Origin of the sequence: Methylobacterium endophyticum, assembly GCF_050591105.1 — a bacterium.
Lineage (GTDB): Bacteria > Pseudomonadota > Alphaproteobacteria > Rhizobiales > Beijerinckiaceae > Methylobacterium.
Genome location: NZ_JBNHES010000003.1, coordinates 193,416 through 213,689, shown reverse-complemented (window position 1 = coordinate 213,689; position 20,274 = coordinate 193,416). Strand labels below are relative to the sequence as shown.

Here is a 20,274-nt window from a genome sequence, read left to right as displayed (position 1 = left end):
GCGTCACGCCATCGGCTGCGGCAGCGTGCGCAGATCAACGGGGACCGACGGATCGATCTCGCCGATCAGGGCCGGCTTGAGGTCGTAGCGCTCGGAAACAGATTCCAGCGCCGCCACGGCGTCGGCGTTGACGCCCCAACGGGCCACCGTCGCGACGAAGGCGCGGGTCGTCATCAGGGTCACGGGGAAGTCCACGTCGAGAAAGAGGGTCGCGACCTTGCGGTCCTCGTAGAGCACCACGGCCGAACCGGATTCGGCCGGCTGCCAGTGCCCGACGAACTCGCGCAGCGCCTGCTCGCCGGAATCGCGCAGGGCCGATTTCAGCAAGGCGTCCTCACGCGGTGTCCGCTCTCGCGCGCGGAGCGCCTGGACGCCGATGCCGACCACGGTCTCGACCTTGAGCGCCGCCTCGCCGAGCCCCTCGATCCACGCCGCGATCTCGGCGGCGAAGGGCTTCGTCAGGTCGCCCACAACCTCGTCCTCGACCCGGTCCACCAGCACGATGCGCCGGTTGAACCCACGCAGGGTATCGAGCAACCCCGCCGCCGCCAGCCGGATCAGCGGCCCGGCATCGGCCACGACGATGGGCTGGCGGTCGGCGGGCGCGATCATTTCGCCACCGTCCAAGTGGTGGTGCCGTCCTTGTTGTCCTTCACCGTGACCCCGAGGGCGGCGAGCGCATCGCGGACATGGTCGGAGGCCGGCCAGTCCTTGGCGGCGCGGGCGACCCGGCGCTGCTCGATCAGCGCCTCGACCCGAGCCACGTCCACCCCCGACGCGGCGACCCGCGCGGCGGCGCGGGACGACCGCGTGGGCAGCAGCAGCCCCATCAGGTTCGCGCCGGCCTTCAGGTCGGCGGGGGCGTCGAGGCGGTGCAGCTCGGCCAGCGCAGCCGGCGTGTTGAGGTCGTCGAGCAGCGGCTCCACCAGCGCGGCACCCGCCTCGGGCGCGGCCGCCTCGTCGCCGACGATCTCGTACCAGCGTTCCAGCATACGGCCGGATTCCTCCAGCCCCCGCAGCGTCCAGTCGATCGGCTGGCGGTAATGCGTCTTCAGCATCGCGAGCCGCACGACCTCGCCGGGCCAGTCCTTCAGCACCTCGCGGATGGTGACGAAGTTGCCGAGCGACTTCGACATCTTCTCCCCCTCCACCTGGAGGAAGCCGTTGTGGAGCCAGACATTGGCCATCACGTCCGTGCCGAAGCAGCAGCGCGACTGCGCCACCTCGTTCTCGTGGTGGGGGAAGATCAGGTCGATGCCGCCGGCATGGATGTCGAAGGTCTGGCCGAGATGCTTCCACGACATCGCGGAGCACTCGATGTGCCAGCCCGGCCGCCCCGGCTCGGCGATGCCCGCCGGCGAGGGCCATGACGGCTCGCCGGGCTTCGAGGGCTTCCACAGCACGAAATCGAGGGCCGAGCGCTTGTAGGGCGCGACCTCGACGCGGGCGCCCGCCTCCATCTCGTCGAGCGGCCGCTTCGAGAGCGCGCCGTAATCGGGCATCGAGGGCACGTCGAAGAGCACATGCCCCTCGGCGACATAGGCGTGGCCGGCCGCGATCAGCCCCTCGATCAGCGCGACCATCTCCACGATGTGATCGGTGGCGCGGGGCTCGACGAAACGGGGGCGCTCGCCCGGAACGTTCACGTCCTCGGGCAGCAGCACGCCGAGCGCCCGCACGTCCTCGTGGAAGCTCTTGAGCGTCCCATCCGTCAGCTCGCGGATGGTGATGCCGCGCTCGGCCGCGCGCAAATTGATCTTGTCGTCCACGTCCGTGACGTTGCGGGCGTAGGTGACATGCGCCTCGCCGTAGAGGTGGCGCAGCAGGCGGAACAGCAGGTCGAAGACGATGATCGGGCGCGCGTTGCCGATATGGGCCGCGTCGTAGACCGTCGGGCCGCAGGCGTAGACCCGCACGTTCGACGGGTCGATGGGCGCGAAGGGCGCCTTCTCGCGGGTCAGCGTGTTGTAGAGGCGCAACATCGCGGCCATGAAAGCTCTATCCGTACTCTGACGCCGGGGCGCGTCGCGCAGGGCTGTTGCCCGAAGGCGACGGCCCCCGACTCCGACCTGCGCTACCTCAAATCCGCGTTCATTTCGAGAACGTCGCCGTCCTCACGGCAGCGCGGCGACGACGATCGCCGCAAGCCTTTGTTTACCGAACCGGCGGACTTTCCCTCGAAACACATGAAGCACACGCGCAAGGACGCCCTCATGCGACGCTCGGCCGCCCTCCTCGCCGCCGCCCTGATCTCCGCCCTCGCCGCTCCGGCGACGGCCGCCGACGGACGGACCCCGGCCGCCGGCCGCTCCGCCGTCGAGAAGACCTTCCTGATCCCCGCGAGCGAGGGCTACGGCGTCGGCGAGTGCCTGACGAGCCCCGGCAGCGAATGCGGCCAGGTCGTCGCCAATGCCTGGTGCGAGGCGCAAGGCTTCGCCTCGGCCCAGTCCTTCGGCGTCGCCGCGCAGGACGAGTATACCGGCGCCATCACGCCGCCGCCGGTCAGCGCCCCGCCGAGCGAGAAGCCGCTGAAGATCACCTGCCAGGATTGATTTTTTCCGGCCGCAGCGGGTGCCGTGAGCCGGACGTTGCGGCGCCATCCCGCACCCTCTATGTACAGATCCACGTACACGACGAGGGTGCGGTGACGCAGGTCGGCCTCAGCGAACTCCGGCGCAATCTGGCGAGCTATCTCGACCGGGTCGAGAGCGACCGGGCCGAACTCGTCGTGACGCGGCAGAACCATGAGGACATGGTGATCCTGCCGCTCGCGGAACTCGAGCATATCCGCGAGACGCTGCATCTTCTCGGCACCCCGGCCAATGCCCGCAGGCTGAGCGAGGCCGTCGCCCAGTTGGACGCCGGACGCGGCAGCGAACGCGACCTGATCGAGCGGTGAAGCTGGTCTGGTCCGACGCGGCCTGGGAGGACTATCTGCACTGGCAGGCCGCCGATCCCGCCATCCTCGACCGGGTGAACGCGCTGATCAAGGAAGCCCGGCGCACGCCCTTCGCCGGACTCGGCAAGCCCGAACCGCTGAGAGGAAACCTGAGGGGCTGGTGGTCGCGCCGGATCACCGGAGAGCATCGGCTGGTCTACCGCGTCTCCGGCACCGGCCCCGAACAGGCGTTGGAGATCGCGCAATGCCGCTGGCATTACGCGTGAGGCGCTCAGCCCTTCAGCGCCTCGGCGCATTTGCCGGGCGCCTCGGTGCCCCAGGGCATCAGCGGCACGGCCGAGGTCGAGTTCTTGGGCGAGCCCTGGATGACCTTGTCCGAATAGACCATGTAGATCAGCGTATTGCGCTTCACGTCGCAGCCGCGCACGATCTGCATCGACTTGAAGATCAGCGAGCGGCGCTCGCTGAACACCACCTCGCCCTGCTTGAATTTATCCTTGAACTTCACCGGCCCGACCTGCCGGCAGGCGAGCGAGATGTCGGAGACGTCCTCGGCGAGCCCCAGGGTGCCCTTGATGCCGCCTTTCTCGGGCTGCGTGTACCAGCAGGCCACGCCCTCCACCGCCGGATCGTCGATGCCGTAGACGACGAGCTTGTCGTTGGGCGTCAGCGGACGCCAGACCGTCGACTTGTCGAAGATCCGGTCCGGCTCCTGCGCCGCCGCCGGGCCTACGAGCGCCGCCGCCGCGAGCGCCATCGCCGCCGGCCGCCTGAGACCTCGAAGCCACATCATCCCGTCATTCCCCCGTTCGCGAAACCGGAGCGCATGTAGGGATGCTGATCCGCCGCCACGAGAGCGTTAAAGCAGGATAGGATCACCCGATGCACATCACGGCTGGCAACGGCGAATGAATCGCGTCCTCACGGTCACGTTTTCCAGAGCCCTCTTCCGCGCGCGGACCCTTCTGGGCGCGTTCGCCATGGCGCTCGTCGGTATCGCGGCGGCACCCGCTTCGGCGCAGACGACGCCCGCCCCCCAGGCGCCGAACGTCTATGCCTGCCAGCGCTACAAGGCCGAACTCGCGAGCATCAACAACGAGGCCAGCACCGCCCGCGCCCTGCAAAGCGAGATCGGCCGGCTCGAAGCCTATTACCGCACCCTCAACTGCGAGGGCGGCAAGTTCCTGTTCTTCGACACGCGGCCCCCGCAATGCGGCGCCGTCGAGCAGCGCATCCGCGCGCTCAACGCCGGCTACGGCAGCGGCAGCACGGAGGTGTCCGCCGCGCGCCGCCGCCAGCTCCAGGGGCAGATCGCCGGGGCCTGCTCCGGCGTCCCGGAGGGCGTGAGCGTGCATAACGGCGAGACCTATGCCAGCGGCGGCGCCCAGGTGATCTGCGTGCGCACCTGCGACGGCGCCTTCTTCCCGATGAAGAACCTGCCCGAGGGCCGCTCCGGCGCCGACGAGATGTGCCAGGCCCTCTGCCCCGGCACCGAGGCCGCCGCCTACTCGATGCCCTACGGCGACAACGCCCTGAAATCGGCCGCCACCGTGAAGGGCAGCCGCGCCTATGTCTCCCTGGCCAACGCCTTCAAGTTCCAGAAGGATTACGTACCGAACTGCTCCTGCAAGCGCGAGGGGCAGAGCTGGGCGCAGTCGCTGGTGAAGGCCGAGAGCATGCTGGTGCGGCACAAGGGCGACATCTTCGTCACGCCCATGCAGGCGGAGGCGCTGTCGCGGCCGAACCCGAAGGTGCGCCTCACTCTCGTCGGCCGCGCCGACAAGACCGCCGCCGCGCTGGCCGCCGACGCCGCCGTCAGGGCCGGCGACGCTCCCGCCCCGGCCGAGCCCGCCAAGGCGGCCGGAGGGGAGGGCCAGACCGCCGCCCACGAGCGCGGCGCGGTTCGGATCATCGCCCCCGGCATCGTGGCGACGCCCGCCCGATAGCGCCCCGGCATCCGGCCGCCGCCGGCCTCTCGCGTTTGACCCTCGCGTTTCGGGAACCATATCGGCCCGACGCCGTTCGGCTCGCCCGGACTCGAGACGCGAGATGTACCTGATGCGGACGACCCGCCTGCTCCTCCTCACCGGCACCGTGCTGCCGAGCCTCGTGCTCGGCGCCGGCGCGGCCCTCTCGCTCGGTTCCGGGCCTCATGACGCGATCGTGATCGCGCAGGGCGGCCCCGGCATGGAGCGCGAGCCGCGCGGGGGAGGCGGCGAAGGACCGCATGGTGGTCCCGGCGGCGGCCCGCGCCCGGAGCGCGCCGCCCCGCCCGAGCGCGCGGCGCCCCCCGCCCCTCGCGAGCGGCCCGAACCGCGCCCGGAGCCGCGCCCTGCCCCGCCCGCCGCCCGCGAGCCGGCCGAGCGCCCCGCGCCGCCGGTCCAGCGCGAGCGGCCGCCCGCCCCGGCGGAACGACCCGCGCCGGCCCCCCGGCAGGAGGCGCCGCGCCCGACACCGCTGGCACCCGAGCGTCAGACCCGCGAGCCCCCGGCCGAGCGCCCCGCGCCTCCAGCGGCCCGGCAACCGGCGCCCGAGCGGCCCGCTCCCGCCGAGACGGCACCGCCGCGCCCGGCGCCGGCTCCCCGCGCTGCACCCGAACCGGCCCGTCCGCCCGAGCAGCCCCGCCCGGCGACCCCGCCGGCCGCGAGCGAGAAATCCGCCCCCAACGCCGCGCCGGGCGTGCCCAGTCGCCCGGTCGGCCAGCCGCCCGGCGTCACGACGGGACCGGCAGGTGTGGTCGGTCCGAACGGGCAGGTGCCCGCGGGAGCCCCGCACGGGGATCCCGGCGGCAAGGCCGTGCCTCCGCCGCCGCCCCCCGCGCCGGGCGAGCGCGGCACCGGCCAGCGCGGCGCGCCGCCGAACGCGGCGCCGGGCGTTCCCGGCACGCCCGTCCAGGCGCCTCCCGGCGTGGTCAAGCAGGATCCGAACGCCGGCGCCCCGCCTCCCAAGGGAACGCCCCCCAACATGCAGCCCGGCGTGCCCGGCCGTCCTGTCGGCGAGCAGCCCGGCGTCACCACCGGACCGGCGGGCGTCGTCGGTCCGAACGGGCAGGTGCCCGGCGCCTATCCTCCGAACGGCGGACCCGGCGGCCCCGGCCGTCCCGGCGCGCAGCCGGGCTATCCGCCGGGCCCGCCCGGCGCCTATCCCACGGGCCGGGTCGACGACCGCGACGGCGGCTTCAACCGGCCGGGGCGGCCGGGCTACGTCCCCGGCGGCTTCCGTGACGACGACGAGGACGTGCGCGACTATTCCCGCATCCAGCGCGACCGCCGCGAGTTCAACGAGGACGGCCGCACCTATATCCGCGAGCCCGGCCGCATCATCGTGCGCGACCGCGACGGCTACTTCATCCGCCACGACGAGAACGAGCGTTTTCGCGATATCGACAGGCGCGCCTTCCGCAGCGAGCGGCGCGGCAGCGACACCTACACCTATCTCGACCGCCCCGGCGGCGAGCAGATCGTCACCGTGGTGGACGACGACGGGCGCATGCTGCGCCGCTACCGCCGCTTCCGCGACGGCCGCGAGGTGATGATCATCGACAACGGCTATGGCGGCCCGCGCCGGCCGATCTACGAGGACGTGGTCGACCTGCCGCCGCCCGACATCCGCATCCCGCGCGAACGCTACGTGGTGAACTACGAGGGCGCCGACGAGCGCTCCGTCTACGAGGCCCTCTCCGCCCCGCCGGTGGTGGCGGTGGACCGGCGCTACACCCTCGATCAGGTCCGCTACAGCCCGCAATTGCGGGCGCGGATGCGCAGCGTCGATATCGACACGATCAATTTCGACTCGGGCTCCTTCACGGTGACGACCGATCAGGCGCAGCGGCTCTCGACCATCGCGGCGGCGATCAACCAGGCCGTGCGCGCCAATCCGCAGGAGGTCTTCCTGATCGAGGGCTATACCGACGCCGTGGGCTCGGACGTCGACAACCTGTCCCTGTCGGACCGCCGGGCGCAGTCGGTGGCCACCGTGCTCACCCAGCAATTCCAGGTGCCGCCGGAGAACCTGACGACGCAGGGCTACGGCGAGCAGTACCTGAAGGTGAACACGCAAGCCGCGTCCCGCGAGAACCGCCGCGTCACCGTCCGCCGGATCACGCCGCTGATCCAGCAGGGCCAGGCGCAGGCCGCGCCGCCGCGATAGGGAGCGGGCGACGGGTCGGACCGGCGGGCGGTTGTCACCGGCCGCCGGCCCGAGAATGTTGACCGACGGCGCCGGGACGGCGCATGCCCCGAAGGGGAGCGACGCGGACACGGACCGGGCGATCATGGACATCCCGAGGGACGAGCCCGGCGAGCGGCTGATCGAGGCCGGCACGCCGGCCTTCCGCCGGACCGCCCTGGCGCTCGCCGCCGCCGGATTCTCCACCTTCGCAGTGCTCTACGGCGTACAGCCGTTGCTGCCGGTCTATGCGGATGCCTTCGGCGTCTCGCCGGCCGAGAGCAGCCTCGCCCTGTCCCTACCCTGCGCGATGCTGGCCGTGGCGCTGCTGGTGGTCAGCCCGCTCTCGGAGGTCTGGGGCCGCAAGCCGGTGATGACGGTCTCGCTGTTCGCCTCCGCGCTGCTGACCGTCGTCGCCGCGATCGTGCCCGACTGGCACGGGTTCCTGGCGCTGCGCGCGCTGACGGGGCTCGCCGCGAGCGGGTTGCCCGCCGTCGCCATGGCCTATCTCGGCGAGGAGATGCACGGGCGCGCCATCGGCCTCTCCATGGGCCTGCTCATCGGCGGCAACGCGCTCGGCGGCATGGCCGGGCGGCTGATCGCCGGCATCATCGCCGACCACGCCTCCTGGCGGATCGGCCTCGGCCTCATCGGCGTGCTGGCGCTGCTGGCGGCCATCGCGTTCAAGGTGGCGCTGCCGCCCTCGCGCCGCTTCGTGGCCCATCCGATGCGCTGGCGCGAGGTGCCGGGCACCTTCGGCCAGCATCTGCGCGATCCGGGCCTGCCCTGGCTCTTCGCGGAGGCGTTCCTGCTGATGGGCGGCTTCGTCTGCGTCTACAACTACATCGGCTTCCGCCTGCTCGAGCCGCCCTTCTCCCTGAGCCAGACCGCCATCGGCGCGATCTTCGTGGTCTATCTCTTCGGCACCTTCAGCTCGGCCGCGACCGGCGAGATCGCCAGCAGGCTGGGGCGGCGCAAGGTGCTCTGGCTCGCCATCACCTGCGGGCTGGCCGGCATCGCTATGACCCTGTCGGGCAACCTCGTCGTCATCGTCGCGGGGGTCGTCGTCGTCACCATGAGCTTCTTCGGCGCGCATTCGGTGGCGAGCAGCTGGGTCGGGCGGCGCGCCCTGCGGGACCGGGCGCAGGCCTCCTCGGTCTATCTGTGCATGTACTATCTCGGCTCGTCCGTGCTCGGCACGGCCGGCGGCTGGGCCTTCGCCCATGCGGGCTGGGGCGGGGTGGTGGCGTTCTTCGCGAGCCTCTACGGGCTGGCGCTGGCCATCGCGATCCGGCTCGCGCGCCTGCCGCCGATGACCGCCTGACGGGGACCTCCGCGATGAACGCACGCAGCCACGAGAGCCGGATCGCCGGCCAGTTCGGCCCCCAGGCGCGGGCCTATGTCGAGAGCGCGGTCCATGCCGGCGGCGACGACCTCGCCCGCATCGCGGCGCTGGCGAAGGCCCGGCCGGGCGCGCGGGTGCTCGATCTCGGCTGCGGAGGCGGGCATGTCGCCTTCGCCGCCGCTCCCCACGCGAGGGACGTCACCGCCTACGACCTGTCCGACGACATGCTGGCGGCGGTCGCTCAGGAAGCCGAGCGGCGGGGCCTTGCCAACATCGCGACCCGGCAGGGCGCGGCCGAGCGCCTGCCCTTCGCGGACGCGGATTTCGACATGGTCGTCACCCGCTTCAGCGCCCATCACTGGCGCGACGTTCCGGCGGCGCTGGGCGAGGTCCGGCGGGTGCTGGCGCCGGAGGGGCTCGCGGTCTTCGTCGATCTCGTCGCCCCCGAGGACCCGCTCCTCGACACGCATCTCCAGGCCGTCGAGCTGTTGCGCGATCCCTCGCATGTGCGCGACTACGCGCTCTCGCAGTGGCTCGCGATGCTGGCGGCGGCGGGGCTCGCGGCCGGCACGGTGACGCGGCGGCGCCTGCGCCTCGATTTCGCGAGCTGGATCGCGCGGATGCGCACGCCGGACATCCACGCGGCGGCGATCCGCTCGCTCCAAGAGGGCGCGGCCGACCCGATCCGCCGGCATTTCGCCATCGAGCCGGACGGCACCTTCAGCGCCGACACCGCGACGATCGAGGCGCGCAAGGCCGCGATCGCCTGAAAGCCCGGCCGGCCCGTTGACCGCGGGGCGCGGGGCACCCATCTTCGGGCGGTCCCGTCCCCGACCAGAGGAAGCCCGGCGCGCGAAGCGACCCCGGCTCTGCGTTCCCGCCGAAGTGCTCGAACTCGCCGTCGCCGTCCTGCTGATCGCCCTCAACGGGGTCTTCGCGCTGTCGGAACTCGCCGTGGTGTCGTCGCGGCGCGCCAGGCTCTCCGCCATGGCGGAGGAGCGCCGCTCGGGCGCGGCCGCCGCGCTGGCGCTTTCCGAGGATCCCGGCCGCTTCCTCTCCACCGTGCAGATCGGCATCACCCTGATCGGCGTCCTATCGGGCGCGGTCTCGGGGGCGGCGCTGGGCGAGCGTCTCGCCGTCATCCTGCTCGACCTCGGGATGACCAAAGGCTGGGCCGAGCCCCTGGGATACGGCCTCGTCATCGCGATCATCACCTATCTGTCGGTCATCATCGGCGAGCTCGTCCCCAAGCACATCGCCCTGCGCAACCCGGAAGCCGTCGCCTGCCTGGTCGCGCCGGGGATGCGGCTGGTGGCGCGGGCGGCGCTCCCGGCCGTCTGGCTCCTCGACGCCTCGACGCGGGCGGTGTTCCGCCTTCTCGGCCAGTCCACGGACAGCGCCAGCTCCGTCACCGAGGAGGAGCTGCGCACCCTGGTGGCCGAGGCCGAGACCGCCGGCGTCATCGAGACGGGCGAGCGCCGCATGATCGCGGGGGTGCTGCGCCTCGGCGACCGGGCGGTGCGCGGCGTGATGACCCCGCGCACGGACGTGACCTGGATCGACCTCGGCCGCGACGAGGCGGAGACCCGCGCCCTGCTGCTCAGGAGCCCGCATTCGCGCCTGCCGGTGGGGGACGGCTCCTCCGACAACATGCTCGGCGTCGTGCAGGTGCGCGACCTCGTGGCGATGCTGGCGGCGGGCGAGCGCCTCGACCTGCGCGCCCATATCCGCAAGGCCCCGATCCTGCCCGACACCGTCGATGCGCTGGCCGCGCTCGCCGCCCTTCAGGAGGCCGACGTGCCGATGGCGCTGATCCACGACGAGTACGGCCATTTCGACGGCCTGGTGACGCCCGCCGACATCCTCGACGCCATCGCCGGCGCCTTCCGCTCGGAGGACCCGGAGCCCGAGGCGTTCCGCCGGGAGGACGGCTCCTGGCTGATCGCGGGCTGGATGCCGGCCGACGAGATGGCCGACCTCATCGGCATCCGGCTCGACCCCTCGCGCGACTACGAGACCGCCGCCGGCCTCATCATCGACCGCCTCCAGCGCCTGCCGGAGACCGGCGAGACCTGCGACATCGCCGGCTGGCGCTTCGAGGTAGTCGACCTCGACGGGCGCCGCATCGACAAGATCATCGCCACGCGGCTCCCGGCGGACGCCGACGCGTAGCGGGCGGCATCCGGCGTCACGGCCGACCGGGTTGCCGCAGGGCCGTCAGGCGCCCTTGCCCAGCCCGGCGAGAAGCTCGTCCAGTTGCCCGAACTGCTCGGGGGCTGCGTCCTCCATGCCGACGAAGGATGCGTCGAGCGCCTCCTTCGTCGGATAGAGTTCGCGAAGGACCAGCAGCGTCCCGCTATCCTCTTCCTCGAAGGTCACGGTGGTGACGGCGCCGTCATCGCTCTCGTCGTTGGTCCAGACGAGGCGCGACGGCGGCGTCACCTCGACATACTTGCCGAAGAAGGCCCTCGCATTCGCCGCGTCGTGTCCGAAGGTGATGCGATACCCGCCGCCGGTGCGGACATCCATCTCGCAGGACAGCATGGGCACCGGGCTCGATCGCGGCGCCCACCACAGCTTGAACAGCTCCGGCTTGGTCCAGGCGTCGTACACGAGGCGGACCGGGGCATCGAAGGTCCGCCGCACCACGAGCTCGCGCTCGGACCCGCGTTCGACCGCCGTGCGGCTGTCACCCACTCTGTTGCCCATCGTCCCTCTCCTTCCGTTTCAGAGCCGCGACCACGACATCGAGCGCGTCGAAGCGTGCGTTCCAGATCCGGCGGCGCCCCTCGATCCAGGCTGCCTCTTCCTCCAGCCCGCGCAGGCCGAGCCGACAGGTCCGCACGCGCCCGACCTTCTCCGTCGTCACCAGCCCGGCCTGCTCCAGAACGCCGACATGCTTCTTCATGCCCGTCAGGGTCATGTGGAACGTGTCGGCAAGCTCGGTGATCGAGGCGTCCCCGCTCCCGAGCCGTTCGAGGACGCCGCGTCGCGTGGCGTCCGCGAGGGCGGCGAAGGAGGCGTCGAGACGAGCCGTGCAAAACTGAACCATCCGGTTCAGTTTTAGGGCCGTTGCCGGCGCGGCGCAAGAGGGTGGGGTCGGGCTTCGGGAAGACGGCGTTTGGTTCGTCGCCGATCACTCGACGCGGTGGCAGCAGACGCAGATCTTGTTTCCGTCCGGGTCGCGAAAATAAGCGCCGTAATAGCCGGCGTGATACTGCGGCCGTAGGCCCGGTTTTCCGTCGCAGGTTCCGCCGTGCTCGATCGCCGCCGAGTGACATCGGTCCACGTCGGATCGGTTCTCGGCAAGGAATGCGATCATTTGACCGTTCCCCGCCGAAGCGGGCCGCCCGTCATAGGGGCGCGTTATGATGAAGAGAGGCCGATCGGCCGACGGGGATTTCCAGCCTGCCCAGGTTTCGTCGGCGAATTTCAGTTCCAGCCCCAATACTCCGAGCACTGGGTCGTAGAAGCGGCGCGCGGCAGCCATGTCGGCGACACCGAGGGTTGCATGAGAAAACATCGTCGGCCTCGGCATAGAAGACTATAGGGCAGCTTACGGGCGAACGGGACCGAACGCAGCCGGCACCGAGCCTCGGCGTCCGCCCGTCACGCCGCTTCCCCCGCAAGCCGCCGCGCCGCCCGCTCGCGGCCGATCAGCGGCAGCAGGCCGGCGAGGTCGGGGCCGTGGTCGAGGCCGGTGAGGGCGAGCCGCAGCGGCATGAACAGCGCCTTGCCCTTGGCGCCTGTGCGCTCGCGGACGGCGGCGCTCCAGCTCTTCCAGGTCTCCGGCCCCCAGGGTTCCGGCGGCAGCGTCTCGGAGGCGGCGGCGACGATGGCCGCATCCGCGATCACCGGCGCGACGGGGCCGGCGACGACGCGCCACCAGTCCGCGGCCTCCGCGACCTTGCCGAGATTGGCCCGCACCGCCTCCCAGAAGGCCGCGGCGGCCTCGTCCGGCACGCCCATCGCCGAGAGCCTGGCGGCGGCCTCCTCCACGGGCATGGCATGGAGCAGGCGCGCGTTGAGCCCGTCGAGCTCGTGCGGATCGAACCGCGCGGGCGCGCGCGACGTGCGGGCGAGGTCCACGAGGGCGGCGAGCTCGTCGAGGCCGGCGACGGCGCGGATCGCCTCCGCCGAGCCGGTCAGCACCGCGAGCGAGCGCACGGCGGCGGGTTCGTAGCCGGCCTCGCGCAGGGAGCGCAGCGAGAGGTGGCCGAGGCGCTTCGACAGCCCCTCGCCATCCGCCGTGGTGAGCAGGTTGTGATGGGCGAAGACCGGCACCGGGGCGCCCAGCGCCTCGAAGATCTGCACCTGCACCCCGGTATTGGTGACGTGGTCCTCGCCACGGATGACATGGGTGATACCCATCCCGGCATCGTCCACCACCGAGGGCAGCGTGTAGAGATAGCTGCCGTCCTCGCGGATCAGCACCGGATCGGAGAGCGAGGCGCAGTCCACATGCGATTGGCCCCGCACGAGATCGTCCCATTCGACGGTGCGGTGGTCGAGCTTGAACCGCCAATGCGGCCTTCGTCCCTGCGCCTCCAGGGCGGCCCTGTCGGCATCGCCGAGAGAAAGAGCGGCCCGGTCGTAGATCGGCGGCAGGCCCCGGCCGAGCTGGCGCTTGCGGCGGCGCTCCAGCTCCTCCTGCGTCTCGTAGCAGGCATAGAGGCGCCCCTTCGCGCGCAGCCGGTCGGCGGCCTCGTCATAGGTCGCGACCCGCTCCGACTGGCGCGCGCGCGCATCCGGCACGATCCCGAGCCAGGCGAGATCCTCCTCGATCGCCGCCGCGAAAGCCTCGGTCGAGCGCTCGCGGTCGGTATCGTCGAGGCGCAGCAGGAAGCGCCCCCCGCGCGCCCGCGCGAACAGGACATTCAGGAGCGCCGGCCGGGCGTTGCCGAGATGCAGATAGCCCGTCGGCGAGGGGGCGAAGCGGACGAGCGGTGCCGATGAGGGAGCCATGCGCGCATGTCCTAGCCGATTTTTCTCCGATGACGACGCCGGCGCGGCGCTTTTTCCGACACCCTTGACGGAGCCGCCCCGCCCGCCCTAGAAGGCCGCTGGTTCGGGTGCGTAGCTCAGCGGGAGAGCATTCGCTTCACACGCGAAGGGTCACAGGTTCGATCCCTGTCGCGCCCACCATTCCCCCTCCGGCCGCATATCCCCCAAGCACGGCTCCCCCAAGCACGGCATCATGTCGCGCCGTCTCGGCCATGGCGGCCACATGCCGGAAACATCCCGTTGCGATGCTCCCCTCGTTCCGTGGGGGAGAGATCTCGTGATAGTCTGCGTTCGGTCCGGGGCGTCGTCTCCGCGCGACGAGGTGGGGACGGCCCGTTCATGAAGGCGCAGGATCACGGTCAGGAGATCCCGCCGCCGCCGCGCAAGAGCCCCTTCGTCCTCGCCGGGATCGGTGCGTTGGCGCTCCTCGCCTGGGGCGGCTACGGCCATTGGCGGATGCAGGGCGCGGCGGCCGAGACCCAGCGCAAGATGCGCGACTTCGTGCCGAGCCTGCGCACGGTGGCCGTGGAGCGCACCACGGCCCCCGTCGACCTGACGCTTCCCGGCGAGACCCAGGCCTTCGCCCGCGCCGCGATCTTCGCCCGCGCAACGGGCTACATCGCCGAGCGCCGGGTCGATATCGGCAGCCGGGTAAAGGCCGGCGACGTGCTCCTCAGGATCGCCGCGCCCGATCTCGACCAGCAGCTCGCCCAGGCCCAGGCCCAGCTCGGCCAGATGGAGGCGCAGCTTCTCCAGGCCAAGGCCATGGTCGATCAGGCCAAGGCCAATGTCGGCCTCGCCAACGTCACCAACACCCGCACCTCGACCCTGGCGACCCAGGGCTGGGCCTCCCGGCAGACCGCCGACAACTCCCAGGCCGGCGTGCTGAGCCAGACCGCGAACCTCGCCTCGGCGGAGGCCGGGGTGAAGGTCGCGGAGGCCAACATCAAGGCGCAGGCCGCCACCGTCGACAGGCTGAAGGCGCTCGCCGGCTTCAAGGACGTGACCGCGCCCTTCGACGGGGTCGTGACCACGCGCGGCGTCGATATCGGCGATCTCGTCAAGGCGGACGGCTCCGGCACGCCGCTGTTGAGCATGGACCGAGACGACGTGCTGCGCATCGTCGTCAACGTGCCGCAATATGCCGCGACGGGGGTCGAGCCGGGCGTTCCCGCGACGCTGAGCGTGCCGCAGATGCCCGGCCGCAGCTTCGCCGGGCAGGTGGAGCGGAGCTCGGTGGCGCTGCTCACCGCCTCGCGCACCCTGTCGACGCAGGTCGACGTGCCGAACCCGGACGGCGCCCTGCGGGCCGGGCTCTACGTCTACGTGACCCTGAAGATCCCCCGCCCGCAGCCGGTGGTGACGGTGCCCGCCGAGGCGCTCGTCTTCAACCAGAAGGGCACGCAGGTGGCGGTGGCGCGCGAGGACGGCCGGGCCGAATGGCGCCCCGTCCATGTGAAGCGCGATTTCGGGCGCAGCATCGAGCTCGATACCGGGCTCTCCGGCGACGAGCGCGTCGTGCTCGGGCCGCCGGCGGACCTGCGCGACGGGCAGCGCATCGAGCGCCGGCCCGATCCCCAGGACGGCAAGGCCGTGCACGCCGCCTCGCGCTGAGGCGCGCCCTCAATTCACCCGGACGAAGAGCTTCATCTTCGGGTGGATGGCGCACAGCACCTTGAACAGCCCCTTCTCCGGGAAGGCGATGGCGGTGCGGCTGCCGGGCGCCTGATCGCCGGAGTCGAACTTGAACGTATCCGAATCCACGTAGAGATGGTGCAGCAGGTCGTTGTCGTCGTTGATGATGGTGACGGCCTCCCCGCGCGCGAGGATCACCGTCTCGGGGTGGAAGGCGCGCCCCTTCTGGGAGACGACCTGCCCCTCGGCCCGCAACTGGGTGACGAGCTGGCACCCGGCCAGGATGCCGGCGACCAGGGAGGCGGCCGTGACCGCCGCGAGCCGCGCCGAGGCCGCGCCACGCGAGGATGACCCTTCGGTGTCTCGAGACATGACCCCTCGCGCGCAGGCTCGGATACCGGCGTCCCGCCGTTTCCGGCGTTCGATCGCCCCGGCCGCAAGCGTAATCCGAAACGATGAAGAAAAGACTTCCGGACGAGCGTGACCGTACCGGTTCAGCAGATTCGCGAGCGCCGGCACGATAAGCGCGCCTTAACACATCATGCCTAGCGTGCTCGCTGGCATATCAGGGCAGCTCGTTTCGATGTCACGGGAACGCAATGCATCGAAGGCGGACGACGCTTCGATGCGGCGATGGAGGCTAGGGCGCCCGTTCGGCGCGATCCTCGGGACGATCCGCGGCCATATCCTCGTCGCCTTCCTGGCCATGAGCGCCATCACGGGCAGCGTCGGCGCGCTGGCGACGATCACGATCAGGGAAACGGGCGCACTCGCCGAGCGGACCTACGACCATTCGCTGATGTCGATCAACTACGCGCGGGCGGCGGCGGCGGATTTCGCCAAGATGCGCACCGCCCTCGCGCGCCGCGCCATGACCCAGGATCCCGCCATCCGGGCCCGCCTGGACGACGAGCTGACGGAACTCGACAAGGCGCTGGCGGAGGATCTGGTCATCGCCGTCGAGCGGGCGCAGACGGAGCGCGCGGCGCGGGCCGCGAACGCCGTCCAGGCGGCCGTGCTCGCGTGGGACGCGATCCGCGCCACCGTCACCGCCCATGGCGGCTCGTCCGCCGATTGGGACGCCCTCGACGAGAAGGCCGCCCAGGTCGACGGGCAGATCGACCTCCTGGTCAACTACACCGCCGGAGACGGCTTCCAGTACCGGCAGACCGCCCGCAAGGTGGTGGCCCAGGAGCTCGAGGCGAGCGTGCTGGCGACGATGGTCGCCGTGGCGCTGTCGGGCCTCGTGGCCTGGCTGCTGATCCGCCGGATCACCGGCCCGCTCGCCGCCGCCTCGTCCGCCGCGCAGCGCATCGCCGGCGGCCATCTCGACGATCCCATCGAGAGCGGGCAGCGCGACGAGATGGGCGCGCTGCTGCGCGCCATGGCCGCCATGCGCGACAACATCCGGGCGATGATGGAGCGCGAGGTGCTCCAGCGGCGCAGCGCCCAGTCCCTTCTCGCGGACGCCCTCGAAACCTCGCGCGACGGCGTCGTCGTCGTGGATTCCGAGGGCCGCATCGTGCTCGCCAACGCCCAGGCGGCCGACTTCTTCCCGAACGGCAGCGCGGATGGCGGCGATCCGGCGAAGGGCGTCGCGCTCTCCCTGATCCCGAGCGGCGAAGGGGAGATCCAGATCGCGGACGGCCGCTGGCTGCGGGTCAGCCGCAGCGCCACCCAGGCCGGCGGCTTCGTCGCCATGTGCAGCGACATCACCCTTCTGAAATCGCAGAAGGAGTCGCTCAAGGCGACCAATCTGCGTCTCGACGCGGCCCTGGACAACATGACCCAGGGCCTCTGCCTCTACGACGCCCAGGACCGTCTCATCGTCGTGAACCGGCGCTACGGCGAGATCTACAATCTCGCGCCCGGCACCATCACCTGCGGCATGCACGCGACGGAGGTGGTCGATCTCTGCATCACCGCCGGCAACCACCCCGGCCTCGACGCCCGCGACGTCATCTTCGCGGATGTCGACAGCGGCCTCGGATCGCAGGAGGCCCGCACCTACATCCAGCATCTCGGCGACGGCCGGGTGATCGCCATCGAGAAGCGCCCCACGGACGAGGGCGGCTTCGTCGCGACCTACGAGGACGTCACGGAGCGCCGGCACGCGGAGGCGCGCATCGCCTTCATGTCCCGCCACGACACGCTGACCGACCTGCCGAACCGGCACATGCTGGGCGAGCATATCGAGCAGGCCGTCGCGCAGGCGGGCCGCGACGGCGGCTTCGCGCTGCTGCAACTCGACCTCGACGACTTCAAGCCCGTCAACGACGCGTTCGGCCAGGCCGTCGGCGACGAGCTGATCCGCGCCGCCGCCAATCGCCTGGCGGCCTGCGTGCGCGAGATCGACGTCGTCGCGCGCCTCGGCGCCGACGAGTTCGTGGTGCTCCAGAGGGGCATCGAGCGGCCGGAGGATTCGGCCGTTCTGGCGCGCCGGATCGTCGAGATCCTGAGCGCGCCCTACGCGCTGTCCGATCACACCGTCACTGTCGGCGTCAGCATCGGCATCACCGTCGCGCCGGGCGACGGGATGATCGCCGAGAAGCTGCTCAAGAACACCGCCGTCGCCCTCGACCGCGCCAAGGCCGAGGCGCGCGGCTCGTTCCGCTTCTTCGAGCCCGACATGGACGCCCGGCTGCAAGAGCGCCGGCAGCTCGAGCACGACCTGCGCGAGGCGGTCGCGAACGAGGCGTTCGAGGTCTACTATCAGCCGATCTACGACCTCGGGTCGGAGCGGATCGGCGGTTTCGAGGCGCTGCTGCGCTGGCGGCACCCGGTGCGCGGGCCGGTCTCGCCGGCGGTGTTCATCCCGGTCGCCGAGGAGATGGGGCTCATCACGCCGCTCGGCGAATGGGTGCTGCGCAAGGCATGCGCCGAGGCCACCCGCTGGCCGGAGGACCTGAAGATCGCGGTGAACGTCTCGGCCGTGCAGTTCTCCTCGGCGAATCTCGTCGACGCCGTCTGCGACGCGCTCGGCCAGAGCGGCCTCGTCGGCCGGCGCCTGGAGCTCGAGATCACCGAGTCGGTGCTGGTCGCCAACCCGCACAGCACCACGGCCATCCTGCACAGCCTGAAGCAGCTCGGCGTGCGCGTCTCCATGGACGATTTCGGCACCGGATACTCGGCGCTGAGCTACCTGCGCAGCTTCCCCTTCGACAAGATCAAGATCGACCAGTCCTTCGTGCGCGACCTCTGCGAGCCGGACGGCTCGGGCTTCATCGTGCGCGCGGTGATCGGCCTCGGCGCGAGCCTCGGCATGACCACCACAGCGGAGGGCGTCGAGACGGAGGAGCAGCTCGAGCGCCTGCGCGACGAGGGCTGCGACGAGGTGCAGGGCTATTTCTTCAGCCCGCCCGTGCCGGCCTCGCAGGTCGCAGGCATCCTCGAGCGCTGGAACCGGACCTCGATCCGGGCGGTCGCCTGACGGGAAACCCTGTCAGGACGATTTCGGAACCATCCCGCACGGCATTCCGTTGAACGACGCTTGAGTTCCACGGAGTCGATCGATGTTGAAAGGCGGCCTTTTGTGGCTGATCGGCATTCCCCTGCCGATCATCCTCTTGATCTACTTCTTCACGCCCTGGCTTCACTAGAGTATGTTCAGGAGAAGTGGGTTCCGGTTCTCCGTCCGGACATACGGGAGAACAATGACTGAGAGACTGTCAGGCGTTTCTAAAAGCGCCTGACAGTCTCTCAAAGCAGTCGCGACAGGCCGCGCCGATCTCTCGCATCGGCGCGGCCTTGTTCCGTCGCGTTACTCGGCAGCGTCGAGGCGCGGCCGTTCGATCTGGCCGCGATCGCGCTTGACCAGCTCGGCCGTCAGGAAGGCCACCTCCAGCGCCTGCTCCGCGTTGAGGCGCGGGTCGCAGTAGGTGTGGTAGCGGTCCTGGAGGTCGTCCGCCGTCAGGGCGCGGGCGCCGCCCGTGCACTCGGTGACGTCCTTGCCCGTCATCTCGAGATGCAGGCCCCCGGCGATGGTGCCTTCCGCCCGGTGGATGTCGAAGAACGCCTCGATCTCCGTCATCACGCGCTCGAAGGGCCGCGTCTTGTAGCGCCCGGCGGCGATGGTGTTGCCGTGCATCGGGTCGCAGGCCCAGACCACCTTGCGGCCGGCGCGCTCCACCGCGCGCACGAGGTTCGGCAGGTGGTCGCCCACCTTGTCGGCGCCGAAGCGGCAGATGAGCGTCAGGCGGCCCGCCTCGTTCTCCGGGTTCAGGAGATCGATGAGGCGCACGAGCCCCTCCCCCGTCATCGACGGCCCGCATTTGAGCCCGAGCGGGTTCTTGATGCCGCGCGCGTACTCGATATGCGCGTGATCGGCCTGCCGGGTGCGGTCGCCGACCCAGAGCATGTGCCCGGAGGTGGCGTACCAGTCGCCGGTGGTGGAATCGACGCGGGTCAGGGCCTGCTCGTAGCCGAGCAGCAGCGCCTCGTGGCTCGTGTAGAACTCCGTCGCGCGCACCTCCTGATGCGTGTCCGGGCTGATGCCGATGGCGCGCATGAAGTCGAGCGCGTCCGACATCCGCTCGGCCACGTCGGCGTAGCGCGAGGATTGCGGCGAATCCTTCACGAAGCCGAGCATCCAGCGCTGAGCGTTGTCGAGATTGGCGTAGCCGCCCGTGGCGAAGGCCCGGAGCAGGTTCAGCGTCGCGGCGGACTGGCGATAGGCTTCGAGCTGACGGCGCGGATCGGGAACCCGCGCCTCCTCGCTGAAGCCGATGCCGTTGACGATGTCGCCCCGGTAGCTCGGCAGGGAGACGCCGTCCATGGTCTCGGTGGGCGAAGAGCGGGGCTTGGCGAACTGGCCCGCGATGCGGCCGACCTTCACCACCGGCGACGAGCCGGCAAAGGTCAGCACCAGCGCCATCTGGAGGAAGACGCGGAAGAAATCGCGGATGTTGTCGGCGGAATGCTCGTCGAAGCTCTCGGCGCAGTCGCCGCCCTGGAGCAGGAACGCCTTGCCCTCTGAGACGCTCGCGAGCGAAGCCTTCAGCTTGCGCGCCTCACCTGCAAAAACCAACGGCGGAAAGCTCGCGAGCTGCGTCTCCACGGCGGCCAGTGCAGCGGCATCCGGATACTCGGGCACCTGCTGGATCGGCAGGTTCCGCCAAGTCTTCGGTGTCCAACGCTCGCTCATGACCGACTCCCGTCCACTCCTCGTCCGTATCGCGCGGCGGATCGCGCGGGGTTCCTCCCGGAAAGCGCGGCTTATAGGAGG

Annotated in this window: 19 protein-coding genes and 1 tRNA gene; 11 read left to right on the top strand and 9 right to left on the bottom strand. The window is 71.0% G+C overall.

Annotation, left to right across the window (positions count from 1 at the left end; all coding sequences use genetic code 11):
• Nucleotides 1-3: 3 nt before the first annotated feature.
• The gene (locus ACP56T_RS05495) at nt 4-612 is read right to left on the bottom strand and encodes a hypothetical protein (RefSeq protein WP_430911113.1); all 609 of its coding nucleotides are present in this window, start codon (nt 610-612) and stop codon (nt 4-6) included.
• Nucleotides 609-1,991, bottom strand: coding sequence for a cysteine--tRNA ligase (gene cysS, locus ACP56T_RS05490; RefSeq protein ID WP_430911112.1), 1,383 nt, complete (start codon nt 1,989-1,991; stop codon nt 609-611). Before cysS ends, ACP56T_RS05495 begins: the two co-directional genes overlap by 4 nt.
• A 222-nt stretch (nt 1,992-2,213) precedes the next feature.
• Between cysS and ACP56T_RS05485 the strand changes: the two genes are divergently transcribed.
• The 3 genes from ACP56T_RS05485 to ACP56T_RS05475 all read left to right on the top strand — a co-directional run bounded on the left by ACP56T_RS05485 (nt 2,214) and on the right by ACP56T_RS05475 (nt 3,165).
• On the top strand, nt 2,214-2,552 hold the full coding sequence (locus ACP56T_RS05485; protein ID WP_430911111.1) for a hypothetical protein: 339 nt from the start codon (nt 2,214-2,216) through the stop codon (nt 2,550-2,552).
• A 92-nt stretch (nt 2,553-2,644) separates the two neighbouring features.
• The gene (locus ACP56T_RS05480) at nt 2,645-2,899 is read left to right on the top strand and encodes a type II toxin-antitoxin system Phd/YefM family antitoxin (RefSeq protein ID WP_430911110.1); all 255 of its coding nucleotides are present in this window, start codon (nt 2,645-2,647) and stop codon (nt 2,897-2,899) included.
• Nucleotides 2,896-3,165, top strand: a complete 270-nt coding sequence (locus tag ACP56T_RS05475) for a Txe/YoeB family addiction module toxin (protein WP_430911109.1) — start codon at nt 2,896-2,898, stop codon at nt 3,163-3,165. The genes ACP56T_RS05480 and ACP56T_RS05475 overlap by 4 nt, the downstream gene beginning before the upstream one ends.
• A gap of 5 nt (nt 3,166-3,170) precedes the next feature.
• Here ACP56T_RS05475 and ACP56T_RS05470 read toward each other — a convergent pair whose 3' ends face one another.
• Complete coding sequence (locus ACP56T_RS05470) at nt 3,171-3,692, bottom strand: CreA family protein (protein WP_430911108.1); 522 nt, start codon at nt 3,690-3,692, stop codon at nt 3,171-3,173.
• Between the two features lie 115 nt (nt 3,693-3,807).
• Between ACP56T_RS05470 and ACP56T_RS05465 the strand changes: the two genes are divergently transcribed.
• From ACP56T_RS05465 to ACP56T_RS05445, 5 genes are all read left to right on the top strand, one after another.
• Nucleotides 3,808-4,845 (top strand): DUF2865 domain-containing protein, encoded by a 1,038-nt coding sequence (locus ACP56T_RS05465; protein WP_430911107.1) that lies wholly within the window; start codon nt 3,808-3,810, stop codon nt 4,843-4,845.
• A gap of 112 nt (nt 4,846-4,957) precedes the next feature.
• Nucleotides 4,958-7,048, top strand: a complete 2,091-nt coding sequence (locus ACP56T_RS05460) for an OmpA family protein (RefSeq protein WP_430911106.1) — start codon at nt 4,958-4,960, stop codon at nt 7,046-7,048.
• 124 nt (nt 7,049-7,172) lie between these two features.
• On the top strand, nt 7,173-8,390 hold the full coding sequence (locus ACP56T_RS05455; RefSeq protein ID WP_430911105.1) for an MFS transporter: 1,218 nt from the start codon (nt 7,173-7,175) through the stop codon (nt 8,388-8,390).
• Between the two features lie 14 nt (nt 8,391-8,404).
• Nucleotides 8,405-9,181, top strand: coding sequence for a class I SAM-dependent methyltransferase (locus tag ACP56T_RS05450; protein ID WP_430911104.1), 777 nt, complete (start codon nt 8,405-8,407; stop codon nt 9,179-9,181).
• A 115-nt stretch (nt 9,182-9,296) separates the two neighbouring features.
• Nucleotides 9,297-10,583 carry a hemolysin family protein gene (locus ACP56T_RS05445; RefSeq protein ID WP_430911103.1) on the top strand — a complete coding sequence of 429 codons (1,287 nt, stop codon included), beginning with the start codon at nt 9,297-9,299 and terminating at the stop codon, nt 10,581-10,583.
• Between the two features lie 45 nt (nt 10,584-10,628).
• On the opposite strand, the gene ACP56T_RS05440 is transcribed toward ACP56T_RS05445, so the two are convergent.
• From ACP56T_RS05440 to gltX, 4 genes are all read right to left on the bottom strand, one after another.
• Nucleotides 10,629-11,120 (bottom strand): SRPBCC family protein, encoded by a 492-nt coding sequence (locus ACP56T_RS05440; protein WP_430911102.1) that lies wholly within the window; start codon nt 11,118-11,120, stop codon nt 10,629-10,631.
• Nucleotides 11,101-11,463, bottom strand: a complete 363-nt coding sequence (locus ACP56T_RS05435) for an ArsR/SmtB family transcription factor (protein WP_430911101.1) — start codon at nt 11,461-11,463, stop codon at nt 11,101-11,103. The genes ACP56T_RS05440 and ACP56T_RS05435 overlap by 20 nt, the downstream gene beginning before the upstream one ends.
• Nucleotides 11,464-11,547: 84 nt before the next feature.
• On the bottom strand, nt 11,548-11,934 hold the full coding sequence (locus ACP56T_RS05430; RefSeq protein ID WP_430911100.1) for a VOC family protein: 387 nt from the start codon (nt 11,932-11,934) through the stop codon (nt 11,548-11,550).
• A gap of 86 nt (nt 11,935-12,020) precedes the next feature.
• The gene (gltX, locus tag ACP56T_RS05425; protein WP_430911099.1) at nt 12,021-13,376 is read right to left on the bottom strand and encodes a glutamate--tRNA ligase; all 1,356 of its coding nucleotides are present in this window, start codon (nt 13,374-13,376) and stop codon (nt 12,021-12,023) included.
• A 105-nt stretch (nt 13,377-13,481) separates the two neighbouring features.
• Between gltX and ACP56T_RS05420 the strand changes: the two genes are divergently transcribed.
• Both ACP56T_RS05420 and ACP56T_RS05415 read left to right on the top strand, forming a co-directional pair.
• A tRNA-Val gene (locus ACP56T_RS05420) sits at nt 13,482-13,556 on the top strand.
• Between the two features lie 198 nt (nt 13,557-13,754).
• A complete protein-coding gene (locus ACP56T_RS05415) occupies nt 13,755-15,029 on the top strand; it encodes an efflux RND transporter periplasmic adaptor subunit (protein WP_430911098.1) in 1,275 nt (424 codons plus the stop codon).
• Between the two features lie 9 nt (nt 15,030-15,038).
• Here ACP56T_RS05415 and ACP56T_RS05410 read toward each other — a convergent pair whose 3' ends face one another.
• Nucleotides 15,039-15,422 carry a cupredoxin domain-containing protein gene (locus ACP56T_RS05410; protein ID WP_430911097.1) on the bottom strand — a complete coding sequence of 128 codons (384 nt, stop codon included), beginning with the start codon at nt 15,420-15,422 and terminating at the stop codon, nt 15,039-15,041.
• 253 nt (nt 15,423-15,675) lie between these two features.
• Between ACP56T_RS05410 and ACP56T_RS05405 the strand changes: the two genes are divergently transcribed.
• Nucleotides 15,676-18,480 (top strand): EAL domain-containing protein, encoded by a 2,805-nt coding sequence (locus tag ACP56T_RS05405; protein WP_430911096.1) that lies wholly within the window; start codon nt 15,676-15,678, stop codon nt 18,478-18,480.
• Nucleotides 18,481-18,810: 330 nt separating this feature from the next.
• Here ACP56T_RS05405 and ACP56T_RS05400 read toward each other — a convergent pair whose 3' ends face one another.
• Nucleotides 18,811-20,193, bottom strand: a complete 1,383-nt coding sequence (locus ACP56T_RS05400) for a class II 3-deoxy-7-phosphoheptulonate synthase (RefSeq protein WP_430911095.1) — start codon at nt 20,191-20,193, stop codon at nt 18,811-18,813.
• Nucleotides 20,194-20,274: the final 81 nt, after the last annotated feature.